We start from the raw sequence: 12,686 nt of genomic DNA, 5'->3' as shown, positions 1-12,686 counted from the left end.
GCTGATCGTCGGCAGGACGGGCGGGCCGGTCCCTCGGGGCCGGCCCGCCCTGCCGTTCCCGGGGCCGCTTCGTCACCCGGCCCGCCGGACCGCTCGTCCGGACTGCCCGGCCGGAGGCCCGTTCGGACTGCCCGCCCGGCGTCAGCCCGCCAGCTCCGCGAGCATCGCGGCCCGGAAGCGCAGGGTGCCGGCCAGCCGGGCGAAGGTCTCGGCCCAGGCGGAGTCCGGGGCGGCCCCGGCGGCCAGCTCCTCCACCGCGCCGGCCGTCTCGGGCGCGAGCGCGCGCTCCGTCATCCCGAGCACCCCGCTGTGGCTCCACGGGTACGCGCCGGAGGCGGCGGCCCGGGCCAGGGCGCTCACCACGGCGGTGGACAGCGGCGGCGTCCACGGGGTGGCGCAGGCGCCGAGCAGCTGGAAGGCCTCGCCCAGCCCGTGCACCTCGATGAACGCGGCCGTCCAGGCGGCCCGCTCCTCGGGCGGCAGGACGGCCAGCAGCTTGGCCGGGGCGCCGGTGGCACGCGGGGCACGGGCCCGGCCGGCGCCGCGGGTGGGCGGCACCGGGGCCGGGCCGAGCAGTGCCCGGGCCCAGCCGGCGTCGTGCTGGCGGACGGCGGCGCGCGCCCAGGCCTCCCGCAGGTCGTCGGCCCAACTGCTGCTGGTCTCGTCGATGCTGTCGCCGACCCGCAGGGCGAGCAGCTGTTCGGGCGTCAGGCCGGTGCTCTCCGGCCAGACCGAGAGCGGGGCCGCGGCCACCAGCTCGCCGAACCACCAGGCCCGTTCGCCGCGCCCGGTGGGGGACTTGGGCGCGATGCCGTCGCGCTGCATCTGCGCGTCGCACTCGGCGGGCGGGGTGACCAGCAGGTGCGTGCCGCTCCCGGCGAGGCGTACGGCGGTCCGCGCGCGCTCGCCCATCCGACGCGCCAGGGCGGAGCCGGGCAGGGTGGAGAGCAGTTCGGCGGCGGTCGCGCGGACGTTCTTGCTGCGGTCGCCGAGGGCGGCCTCCAGGAACGGCTCGTCGTCGGGGGAGAGGCCGTCCTGGAGGGAGTCCAGGAAGAGCAGGCGGTCCTCGGCCCGCTCGGTGGACCAGGTGCTCCGCAGCAGCTCCAGGCCGGCGGCCGGGTCCCGGCGGCGCAGCAGCGTGAGGTGGGTGACGCGCTCGGCGAACAGGCCCTCGTGCCACAGCTGGTGGTCGGCGGGGTCGTCCTGCTGCCGGGCCGGCTCCTGGGTGGTGGTGCGCAGCACGAACCGCCAGTCGGGGTTCCGCTCGGCCAGCCAGCGGCCCAGCGGGCCGGCCAGTGCGACGGCGTCGGAACGCAGTTCGCCGCGAGCGCGGGCGGCGTCGAGCAGGCCGGGTATCAGCGCGGCGGGCGGCCGCAGGCCCCGGGCGCGGGCGGTGGCGAGCCACTGCGGCAGCAGCTCGGCCAGGTTGGCCAGGGTGCCGCCGGCGGTGCCGCCGCTGCCGCCGGTGCGGCCGGCCAGCAGGACCGCCAGCCGGCGGGCGGCCGGCTCGGGCAGCTCCGGCCGGGTGTCCTCGGGCGCGGGCGGGCCGGGCGGCTCGGCGGCCGGTACGGGCAGCGCGCCCGCCCGGCGGCGGACGGTGGCGAGGGCGGCCAGCTCCAGCAGGGCGGTGGCCGGGTCGGTCCGGTCCACGGCGTCGGCGAGCGGCAGGGCGGTGGCCGGGAGCGGGCGGCGGTCGGTGCCGAGCAGTGCGCTGGTGTGCAGGGTCTCCCACGGGTCCTGGGTGATCGTCATTCTCGGTGCTCCTAGGAATTGGTGAGGCCGACCGGTCGGTGCCCGGCGGGCCAGGCCGTGACCGGGGCGAAGCCCTGGTGGCCGTACTCGCCGAAGACCGTCAGCGGGCGGCCGGTGGAGACCGCGGCCAGGCGCCACAGCGCCGCCTCCGGGACGGCCGAGGCGCGGACGGGCACGGTGTGGTGGCCGTCCGTCAGGTACCAGCCGTCCGGGGTGCGGACCGGGACGACGTCGGTGAGGACGGTCGGCCAGGTGTCCAGCCACGGGTCGTCGGCGACGGCGGTGCCGTACCCGGCCACCGCCTCGGCGACGGTCAGCCCGGCGGGCGGGTCGGCCGGGCCCGCCTCGGGGGCGCCGTAGCGGGTGCCGAGGACGGCGCGCAGCGGGCGGGCGCCGGGGTGGTAGGCGAGTTCGGCCTCCAGCAGGTGGCCGGTGGGCAGGGCGAGGTCGGGGGCCTGGCCGGGGCGGCCGAAGGCCAGCAGCAGGGCCGGGCGGCCGGTCTTGGCGCCGCGCAGCCAGACCCGGCGGGTGGTGAGCCGCTCGTCGGACGTGTCCCGGCTGCCGAGCACCAGCCAGCGGTCGCGGACGGTGGGGCCGGCCAGCACCTCGGCGGCGTCCAGGGTGTAGCCGACCCGGGCGCGGACGCTCGCGGCCAGCTCGGCGGGCAGCTCGTCGAGCCGGGTGGCGGCGGTGGCGAGCAGGTGGAGCATCGCGTACTCCTCCAGCCGCCGCTCCTGCGGCAGGGCGTCGAGTTCGCGGACCCGGGCGGCCAGGCCGGGGGCCTGCGCGTCGACCATGCGGGCGGCGACCTCCTCCCAGGGGCCGGCGGCGGACTGGTCGGCCAGGCCGTGTCGGATCCGGTCGGCCAGGCGCAGCCGCAGCTCGGCCGCGCCGGCCGCGACCCGGGCGCCGCGCTTCTCGGCCCGGCGGCGGGCGGCCTCCGGGTCGACCGGCGCCGCCGCGCGTTTCTCGGCGCGCTCCTGGCGGGCCCGGAGCCAGTCGGCCGCCCAGTCGGCGGGCTCGGCGGCCGGGACGGCCTCCGGGGAGCCGCTCCACAGCAGGAGGAGTCCGAGCGCGTGCTTGCACGGGAACTTCCGGCTGGGGCAGGTGCAGTTGTAGGCGGGCGTGACGAGTTCGATCACGGTGCGGTACGGCGTGCGGCCGCTGCCCTTGCACTCGCCCCAGACCGCGGTGCCGTCGGCGCCCGTGCCGGACCACGACGCGGGCGAGGAGAGCTTGCCCGCCGCCTTCTGCGATGCGGCGTCAGGTGCCAGGGACAGGACGTGTTCGGTGCTCCAGCGTTCCTCCATGCGACCGACCGTAGGCGGCGGCACTGACAGTGGCTGACTGACCGTCCGGCGCCCTTCCCGGGGTCGGCGGGCGTTGTCAGTGGGACGGTGCAGGGTGGTTCCCACAGGCCGGGACGCCGACCTGGCTCCCCCCGATCATCCTGCCCCGGGGCACCCGTGTGCCCCGGTGGCCGACCTCAAGGAGCCCCCATGACCGACGTTCTGCGGCAGCACGCCGAGGACGCCTTCGCCGGCGAACTGGCCGCCCTGGCCGCGCAGGACGACCGTCCGCGCCCGGAGCGCTGGAAGCTGTCGCCATGGGCCGTGGCGACGTACCTGCTCGGCGGCGAACTGCCCGACGGCACCCGGATCACCCCCAAGTACATCGGCCCGCGCCGCGTGGTCGAGGTCGCCGTGACGACGCTGGCGACGGACCGGGCGCTGCTGCTGCTCGGCGTGCCCGGCACCGCGAAGACCTGGGTGTCCGAGCACCTGGCGGCCGCGATCAGCGGCGACTCCACGATGCTGGTGCAGGGCACCGCGGGCACCCCCGAGGAGGCCGTCCGGTACGGCTGGAACTACGCCCAGCTGCTCACCCGCGGCCCCAGCCCGGACGCCCTGGTGCCCTCGCCGCTGATGCGGGCGATGGCCGACGGCAAGATCGCCCGGGTCGAGGAGCTGACCCGCATCCCGGCCGACGTCCAGGACAGCCTGATCACCATCCTGTCCGAGAAGACGCTCCCGGTGCCGGAGTTGGGCAGCGAGACGCAGGCGGTGCGCGGCTTCAACGTGATCGCCACCGCCAACGACCGCGACCGCGGCGTCAACGAGCTCTCCAGCGCGTTGCGCCGCCGGTTCAACACCGTGGTGCTGCCGCTGCCGGGCTCGCTGGAGGAGGAGGTCGACATCGTCACCCGCCGGGTCGGCCAGCTCGGCCGCTCCCTGGAGCTGCCCGAACTGCCCGGCGGCGCCGAGGAGATCAGGCGCGTGGTGACCGTCTTCCGGGAGTTGCGGGCCGGGATCACGGTGGACGGCCGGACGAAGGTCAAGACCCCGAGCGGCACCCTCTCCACCGCCGAGGCGATCTCGGTGGTGACCAACGGCCTGGCCCTGGCCACCCACTTCGGCGACGGCGTGCTGCGCGCCGGGGACGTGACGGCCGGCATCCTCGGCGCCGTCGTCCGAGACCCGGTGGCGGACCAGGCGGTCTGGCGCGAGTACGTCGAAGGGGTGGTGCGCGAGCGCGACGGCTGGAAGGACTTCTACCGGGCCGCCCGCGAGGTGACGGCATGACCGCGGAGGTCGCTCTCCTCGGCATCCGCCACCACGGCCCCGGCTCGGCCCGTTCGGTGGCCGCCGCGCTGGCGCAGTGGCAGCCGGACGCGGTGCTCGTCGAGGGCCCGCCGGAGGCCGACGGCATCGTCCACCTGGCCGCCGAGAAGGACCTGGTGCCGCCGGTCGCGCTGCTCGCCCACGCGGTGGACGACCCGGCGAAGGCCGCCTTCTGGCCGTACGCCGCGTTCTCCCCGGAGTGGGTGGCGATCCGGCACGCCGTGGAGCACGACCTGCCGGTCCGCTTCATCGACCTGCCCGCCGGGTACGGCTTCGCGCGCGCGCCCGAGGCCACCGCCGGTTCCGACGGCACCGGTGGATCCGACGCCACGGGTGCCGACGACGCCGGCGAGCTGCCCGTCGACCCGCTGGCACTGCTCGCCGAGGCGGCCGGGCACGACGACCCGGAGCGCTGGTGGGAGGACGTCGTCGAGCACCGCGCGCCCGGCACCGACGCGCTGGCCCCGTTCGCCGCCGTCGCCGAGGCGATGGGCGCGCTGCGCGCCGAGGGTCTCGGCGAGTCCCGCCGGGACCTGCTGCGCGAGGCGTACATGCGCCAGCAGATCCGCGCCGCCCGCCGCGCCGGGCACCGGCGGATCGCCGTGGTCTGCGGAGCCTTCCACGTCCCCGCGCTGGAGACGATGCCCACCGTCGCGCACGACCGGGCGCTGCTCGCCGAGCTGCCGAAGAAGGTGCGGACGGACATCACCTGGGTGCCCTGGACGCACCGCCGGCTCTCCCCGGCCACCGGGTACGGCGCGGGCGTGCACTCGCCCGGCTGGTACCACCACCTGTTCACCACCGACGGCGACCCGGTGCCGCGCTGGCTCACCCGGGCCGCCGACCTCCTGCGCGCCGAGGACCACCCGGTCTCCTCCGCCCACGTCATCGAGGCGGTCCGGCTCGCCGAGACCCTGGCCGTCCTGCGCGGTCGCCCGCTCGCCGGGCTGACCGAGACCCTGGACGCCGTCCGCGCGGTGCTCTGCGAGGGCTCGGACGTCGCCCTGGAGCTGGTCCGGGACCGCCTGGTGATCGGCGACGAGCTCGGCGAGGTCCCGGACGCCGCACCCGCGGTTCCGCTGCAGCGCGACCTCGCCCGGCTGCAGCGCTCGCTGCGACTCAAGCCCGAGGCCACGCCGAAGGACATCGACCTCGACCTGCGCAAGGAGATCGACGCGGCCCGCTCCCGGCTGCTGCACCGGCTGCGGCTGGTGGGCGTGGACTGGGGCGTGCCGGCCCGCTCCTCGGTCAACTCGACCGGGACGTTCCGGGAGAGTTGGCGGCTGTGCTGGCAGCCGGAGTTCGCGGTCCGGATCGCCGAGGCCGCCCAGTGGGGCACCACGGTCGAGGAAGCGGCCACCGGAAAGGCGGTCGGCACCGCCCGCGCCGCCGTCGAACTCGCCGAACTGACCGGCCTGGTGGAGACCTGCCTGCTGGCCGGGCTGTCCGGCGCGCTGCCCGCAGTGATGCGGGTGCTCGCCGACTGCGCGGCCCTGGACACCGACGTCGCGCACTTGGCGGGCGCGCTGCCCGCGCTGGTCCGCGCGCTGCGCTACGGCGACGTGCGGGGCACCGACGACGGCGCGCTCGCCGGGGCGGCGGCCGGCCTGGCCGAGCGGATCTGCGTCGGACTGCCGCCCGGCTGCGTCGGGCTGGACGCCGAGAGCGCGGCGGCGATGCGCGGCCGCCTCGACGAGGTGCACGGCGCGATCGGCCTGCTGACCTCCGCCGGGCCGCCGGCCGCCGACGCCGCACCGGACCGGGACGGTCCCGACGGCCGGGGTGACGCTGCCCACCCGGGTAACCCCGCCGCCCCCGCCGGCCCCGACCGGGCACCGGACCCGTACGGCCTGGCCGGCCTGGCCGACCGCTGGGCCGCCGCCCTGCGCTCACTGGCCGCCCGCGAGCCGTCCGGCGGCCCGGCGACCGGCGCCCCGGGCCTGCTCCGCGGCCGGGCCGTCCGGCTGCTGCTGGACGACGGCCGACTCGACTCCGAGGAGGCCGGCCGCCAACTGCGGCTGGTCCTGTCCGTCGCCAACGCCCCCGCGGACGCGGCCGGTTGGGTCGAGGGCTTCCTCACCGGCGGCGGCGCCCTGCTGCTGCACGACCCCCGGCTGCTCGCCCTGCTGGACGCCTGGCTGACCGGGGTGAGCGGCGAGGTCTTCACCGACGTCCTGCCGCTGCTGCGCCGTACCTTCGCCGGGCTGGAGGCGGGCGTGCGGACGACCATCGGCGGCCGGGTCGCGGCCGGTCCGCTCGGCGGCCCCCCGGCGGACCGGGCCCCGGTGGGCGAACTGGACCGCGCCCGCGCCGACGCCGCCGTCCCCGTCGTGGCCCTGCTGCTAGGCATCCGCCCGCGGATCCCCCGGCAGGCCGCCGGCCGCAACACCTGACCCTCGCAGCAGCGGACACACCCGCCGCACCCGACGACCCGCCGCACCCGACGACCGGCCGCACCCGATCACCGCGGTACCCGCTGAAGCAGGAGGACGAGATGGCAGCGCCCACGACCGACGAACGGCTGCGCCGCTGGCGGCTGGTGCTCGGCGGCGAGGCCGACGGCACCGGCTGCACCCTGCGCGGCCGGGACGCCGCGATGGACGGCGCCCTCGGCGCGCTCTACCGCGGCGCGCCCGAGCAGGGCGGCCGGGCCGGCCGCGGCGGCGGGCGGCGCAGCGCGGGGCTGGGCGGTTCGGCCCCGCAGGTGGCCCGCTGGCTGGGCGACATCCGGGAGTACTTCCCGTCCACCGTCGTCCAGCTGATGCAGCAGGACGCGATCACTCGGCTCGGCCTGGACCGGCTGCTGCTGGAGCCGGAGATGCTGGAGGCCGTCGAACCGGACGTCCACCTGGTCGGCACCCTGCTCTCGCTCAAGCACGCGCTGCCCGAGACCACCCGGGAGACCGCCCGGGCCGTGGTCGGCAAGGTGGTCGCCGACCTGGAGCGCCGACTGGCCGACCGCACCCGGGCCACCCTCGGCGGGGCCCTCGACCGCAGCGCCAAGGTCAACCGCCCCCGGCACCGCGACATCGACTGGGACCGGACGATCCGGGCCAACCTGAAGAACTACCTGCCCGAGTACGGCACCGTCGTCCCGGAGCGGCTGGTCGGCTACGCCCGCGCCCAGCGCGCGGTGAAGAAGGACGTCATCCTCTGCATCGACCAGTCCGGCTCGATGGCGCCCTCGGTCGTGCACTCGGCGGTCTTCGGCGCGGTGCTCGCCTCGATGCGCACCCTGGACACCCGGCTGGTCGTCTTCGACACCTCGGTGGTCGACCTCACCGAGCAGCTCACCGACCCGGTGGACGTCCTGTTCGCCACCCGGCTCGGCGGCGGCACCGACATCAACCGCGCGCTCGCCTACTGCCAGTCGAAGATCACCCGCCCCTCCGAGACCGTCGTCGTGCTGATCAGCGACCTGTACGAGGGCGGTATCCGGGACGGCATGCTCAAGCGGGTCGCCGCGATGAAGGCGGCCGGCGTCCAGTTCATCGCCCTGCTCGCGCTCTCCGACGAGGGTGCGCCCGCCTACGACCACGCACACGCCGCCGCCCTGGCCGCCCTCGGCGCGCCGGCCTTCGCCTGCACCCCGGACGTGTTCCCCGAGATCATGGCGGCGGCGATCGAGAAGCGCCCGATCCCGGTGCCCGACCAGGGGGTGTGACGGATTCACCCGGACGTGCGAATCCACCCGATCGGTGGAAGGGGGTTTACCGGGACGCTCTAGGCTGTCTGTGACGGTTCTCACCCATGCCGGGCAGGCCCCGGGCGGAACAGTCCCGTCCCACGGGGATAACCTGCCAGACGGACGTGACGCGCGTGTTGATTGACGTGTGCGCCCGTGGCTGTGTGGGCCGCAAGGCCGTACCTCTGCGTACCCGCACCGCCCCGACGACCCGCAGCGAAGATCCTGCCGTGGCACGCTCGTAGAGACACAATCCGCGACCACGAACAAGGACGAACACACGTGGACCTGTTCGAGTACCAGGCGAGGGACCTCTTCGCCAAGCACGGCGTGCCCGTGCTTGACGGTGATGTCATCGAGACCCCCGAAGCCGCTCGTGCCATCGCCGAGCGCTTCGGCGGACGCGCCGTCGTCAAGGCTCAGGTGAAGGTCGGCGGCCGCGGCAAGGCCGGTGGCGTCAAGCTCGCCGCGGACCCGGCCGATGCCGTCGCCAAGGCCGAGGCGATCCTCGGTATGGACATCAAGGGCCACACCGTTCACAAGGTGATGCTGGCCCAGACCGCGGACATCAAGGACGAGTACTACGTCTCGTTCCTGCTGGACCGCACCAACCGCACCTTCCTGGCCATGGCCAGCGTCGAGGGCGGCGTGGAGATCGAGGTCGTCGCCGAGCAGAACCCCGAGGCGCTCGCCAAGATCCCGGTCGACGCCAACGAGGGCTGCACCCCGGAGAAGGCCGCCGAGATCGTCGCCGCGGCGAAGTTCCCGGCCGAGATCGCCGACCAGGTCGCCGACGTCCTGCAGAAGCTGTGGAAGGTCTTCATCGCCGAGGACGCGCTCCTCGTCGAGGTCAACCCGCTGATCAAGTCCGGCGACGGCAAGATCATCGCGCTTGACGGCAAGGTCTCCCTGGACGAGAACGCCGAGTTCCGCCAGCCCGAGCACGAGGCCCTGGAGGACAAGGCCGCGGCCAACCCGCTGGAGGCCGCCGCCAAGGCCAAGGGCCTGAACTACGTCAAGCTCGAGGGCCAGGTCGGCATCATCGGCAACGGCGCGGGCCTCGTCATGAGCACCCTCGACGTGGTCGCCTACGCCGGTGAGAAGCACGGCGGCGTCAAGCCCGCCAACTTCCTCGACATCGGTGGCGGCGCGTCCGCCGAGGTCATGGCGAACGGCCTGGAGATCATCCTGGGCGACCCCGACGTCAAGTCGGTCTTCGTCAACGTCTTCGGCGGCATCACCGCGTGCGACGCGGTCGCCAACGGCATCGTGCAGGCCCTGGAGCTCCTCGCGAGCAAGGGCGAGAACGTCACCAAGCCGCTGGTCGTCCGTCTGGACGGCAACAACGCGGAGCTGGGTCGCAAGATCCTCGACGACGCGAACCACCCGCTGGTCCAGCGCGTGGACACCATGGACGGCGCCGCTGACCGCGCCGCCGAGCTGGCCAACAAGTAAGGAAGGGGACTTCACACCATGGCTATCTTCCTTACCAAGGACAGCAAGGTCATCGTCCAGGGCATGACCGGCTCCGAGGGCATGAAGCACACTCGCCGCATGCTCGCCTCCGGCACCCAGATCGTCGGCGGTGTCAACCCGCGCAAGGCCGGCACCACGGTCGACGTCGACGGCACCGAGGTGCCCGTCTTCGGCACCGTCGCCGAGGCCATGGAGAAGACCGGTGCCGACGTCACCGTCATCTTCGTGCCGCCGAAGTTCACCAAGGACGCCGTCGTCGAGGCCGTCGACGCCGAGATCGGCCTGGCCGTCGTCATCACCGAGGGCGTTCCGGTGCACGACACCGCCGCCTTCTGGGCGCACGCCGGTGCCAAGGGCAACAAGACCCGCATCATCGGCCCGAACTGCCCCGGCCTGATCAGCCCCGGACAGTCGAACGCCGGCATCATCCCGGCCGACATCACCACCTCCGGCAAGATCGGTCTGGTCTCGAAGTCCGGCACCCTGACCTACCAGCTCATGTACGAGCTGCGCGACATCGGCTTCACCTCGGCCGTGGGCATCGGCGGTGACCCGGTCATCGGCACCACCCACATCGACGCTCTCAAGGCCTTCCAGGAGGACCCGGAGACCGAGATCATCGTCATGATCGGTGAGATCGGTGGCGACGCCGAGGAGCGTGCCGCGGACTTCATCAAGGCGAACGTGACCAAGCCGGTCGTCGGCTACGTCGCGGGCTTCACCGCCCCCGAGGGCAAGACCATGGGCCACGCCGGCGCCATCGTCTCCGGTTCCTCGGGCACCGCCCAGGCGAAGAAGGAGGCCCTCGAGGCCGCCGGTGTCAAGGTCGGCAAGACGCCGTCCGAGACCGCCCGCCTGGCCCGCGAGATCATCGCCGCCCAGGCCTGATCCCGCCCCCGCGCGCAACGAGCGCCCCCGCCCTTCCCGGGCGGGGGCGCTCGCCGCTTTCAGCGGGCTGCTTCGGCGGGCTGCTTTCGGCGCGCCTCCGGCTGCCGGCCTCCGGGCTGCCGGCCTCCTTCAGTGCGCTCTCGGTCCCGTCGTGCAGGGCCGCGGCGACCACAGCGGGCAGACCACCGGACCCTGCGGCGGCGGGGCCTCCGCGCCCCGCGCCGCCGCCGGCAGCTGCCAGCGGGCGACCGCCTGGCTGTGAGGCTCCAGCAGTACTGCCTCCAGTCCCGGCGCCGGGCTGCACCACAGGCTGCTGATGCCGTTCGGCGCCCCGCCCGGCAGCAGCGGCACGCCCGGCTCCTCCGCCTCGGCGGCGGGCAGGCACAGCGAGGGTGCCGGCGGCTCGGGCGGCCGGAACAGCACGGCCGGCCGCACCCCCGCCAGGGTCGCCAGCGCCGCCCCGCCCACCGCCGCCGTCAGCAGGGCCGCCGCGCCCGTCCGGCTCGCCGTCCCCAGCCGGTACCGGGCCCGCAGCACCGGCACCGGCGCCCGGTGCGGCGCCGGGCAGCCGCGCACCGCCGCCCGGTGCAGCAGTCGGCTCAGCCCGTCCGCGAACCCCGGCGCCGCCGGATCCGGCCCCACCAGGTCCGGCACCCACTGCGCCAGCGCCGCCCTGGCCGTCCACACCCGCCCCTCGGCGGCCGCCCGCGTCGACTCCACCTCCACCGCGATCGCCGCCGCCGGCAGCCCCAGCCCGTCGTGCAGCACCAGCGCCCGGCGCTGCGGCCGCGACAGCCGCTTGAGCGCCTTCAGCAGCGCCCGGTCGCGGTCGGTCAGCCGGTCGTGGTCCGGCAGCACCGCCTGCGACTCGTCCGCCGGACGCACCTGGATCCGCCGGTGTGGCAGGCCCCACGCGTGCGCCCGTCGCGGCCCGCCCCGGTGCCACGGCGACAGCGCCAGCTCACACGCCCGCACCCGCACCCACGCCTCCGGATCCCCCGACCGGGCCACCGCCTGCCACCCCCGCCGCGCCTGCCCGAACGCCAGCCGCACACAGTGCACCGCGCGGTGGCGGCAGGCGGTCAGCAGGAACACCTGCTGCACCAGGCGGGTGTGCGCGGTCTCGTACAGCTCCTCGAAGCTCGGCGCCGGGCGGTCGGCGGCGTAGGGCGAAGCCGGTGCGGGGGACGAAGGGTCGCGCCTCTCCGCGGGCCGGCCGCGCCCGCCCGCGGCCGGTGCGGCCGGAGCCGTGTGCGTCATCTCGCCGTGCCCTTCCGTACCGGCGGGCGCCGGGGCGGGCCGGCCGCCGACGGCCGGGGGCTGCTGGTGCTTCGCGGTCGAGGAGTCCTGGGGGGCCTGCGGTCCGTCGCCGGAGGGTGCCGTACGGCTGGCGAGCGGGGGCCGCTGATGCTCCGGAGCCGTGGAACCCTGGGGGTTCTGCGCCAGGTTGTCGTGCTGTGCCGCCTCCTCGTTCCGTCCGGTGCCGGAGGACTGCCGCCGTTCTTCGTCTGCGGCCGAGGCGGCCGGAGTCGCCTGCCCGCCGTCGGCGGCCGGGCGCCCGTGCGCGGCCGCCGACGGCGCCGTGCCGGTGCCGGCGGAGGTGTGCGGCTCCGCGCCGGTCTCCGGTGAGGTGTCGATGAGGTCCGGCCGGGGCGCCTGGTCGGGGAGGGAGGACGGACGCCCGCGCGCGGGCGGGTGCGCCGTGTCTCCGCGCTCTTGGCGGGCGCGCCGCGCCGTCCGGCCGCGTCGGGCGCCGGAGGCGGGGGGTGGCGTGGCGCCCGGCGGCGCTGCCACCACTGCTTGAGGTGCCGGCTGCGCCGCCTGCTCGGCCGTTCGGGTCCGTCCGCCGTCGATCGCCGTCCGGCCGTTGACCGCGGCGGGGCCGAGGGAGGACGGGGTGAGGCCGGCGAAGTTCGCCGGGCGCAGGGGCGGGACGTACGGCAGGGTGCCCGCGGCGCGGGTGATCGCCTCGGCTTCGGTGGGGGCGCCGAGTTTCCGCATGGCGCGCAGGAGGTAGCTGCGGGCGGTGGTGGGGGTGATGCCGAGGGCGGCGGCGGTGTGGGGGAGGTCGTGCCCGGCGGCGAGGTGGGCGAGGGTCTGGGCCTCACGGGGGGTCAGCTTCCGCAGCAGGCGGGCCGCGTCGTGGTCGGCGCCGGCGGGCTCGCGGTGGCGCTTCGGGGTGGGGGAGTCGGCGGTGGGCGGCGTGGTCATCAGACGCTCCGGGCCGGGGCGCCGGCGGTTGGGGGGCAGGGTCTGAAAATGCG

8 protein-coding genes are annotated in these 12,686 nt (G+C 75.9%); 5 read left to right on the top strand and 3 right to left on the bottom strand.

The genetic code is table 11. The annotated features are described in order from the left end of the window. Positions 1-141 precede the first annotated feature (141 nt). Positions 142-1,752: a DUF5691 domain-containing protein gene (locus ACZ51D_RS14050; protein WP_465662413.1), complete on the bottom strand. Its 1,611-nt coding sequence runs from the start codon at positions 1,750-1,752 to the stop codon at positions 142-144. Between the two features lie 11 nt (positions 1,753-1,763). Next, positions 1,764-3,062, bottom strand: coding sequence for an SWIM zinc finger family protein (locus tag ACZ51D_RS14045; RefSeq protein WP_465662411.1), 1,299 nt, complete (start codon positions 3,060-3,062; stop codon positions 1,764-1,766). 189 nt (positions 3,063-3,251) lie between these two features. Between ACZ51D_RS14045 and ACZ51D_RS14040 the strand changes: the two genes are divergently transcribed. The 5 genes from ACZ51D_RS14040 (at position 3,252) to sucD (ending at position 10,422) form a co-directional block, all read left to right on the top strand. Further along, entirely contained in the window at positions 3,252-4,334 is a 1,083-nt protein-coding gene (locus tag ACZ51D_RS14040; RefSeq protein WP_465616244.1) for an ATP-binding protein, read from the top strand. Beyond that, complete coding sequence (locus ACZ51D_RS14035; protein WP_465662409.1) at positions 4,331-6,766, top strand: DUF5682 family protein; 2,436 nt, start codon at positions 4,331-4,333, stop codon at positions 6,764-6,766. The genes ACZ51D_RS14040 and ACZ51D_RS14035 overlap by 4 nt, the downstream gene beginning before the upstream one ends. 101 nt (positions 6,767-6,867) lie before the next feature. Next, positions 6,868-8,037 (top strand): VWA domain-containing protein, encoded by a 1,170-nt coding sequence (locus tag ACZ51D_RS14030; protein WP_360495157.1) that lies wholly within the window; start codon positions 6,868-6,870, stop codon positions 8,035-8,037. Between the two features lie 303 nt (positions 8,038-8,340). Then, a complete protein-coding gene (sucC, locus tag ACZ51D_RS14025) occupies positions 8,341-9,513 on the top strand; it encodes an ADP-forming succinate--CoA ligase subunit beta (protein WP_360495160.1) in 1,173 nt (390 codons plus the stop codon). Positions 9,514-9,531: 18 nt separating this feature from the next. Next, positions 9,532-10,422, top strand: coding sequence for a succinate--CoA ligase subunit alpha (gene sucD, locus ACZ51D_RS14020; protein WP_360495163.1), 891 nt, complete (start codon positions 9,532-9,534; stop codon positions 10,420-10,422). Positions 10,423-10,551: 129 nt separating this feature from the next. Here sucD and ACZ51D_RS14015 read toward each other — a convergent pair whose 3' ends face one another. Beyond that, a complete protein-coding gene (locus ACZ51D_RS14015; RefSeq protein WP_465662407.1) occupies positions 10,552-12,633 on the bottom strand; it encodes a LuxR C-terminal-related transcriptional regulator in 2,082 nt (693 codons plus the stop codon). Between the last annotated feature and the right edge of the window lie 53 nt (positions 12,634-12,686).

The organism is Kitasatospora sp. NPDC033851 (genome assembly GCF_055576085.1).
The sequence above is the reverse complement of the archived record's forward strand: the minus strand, read 5'-3'. Positions and strand labels throughout refer to the sequence as shown.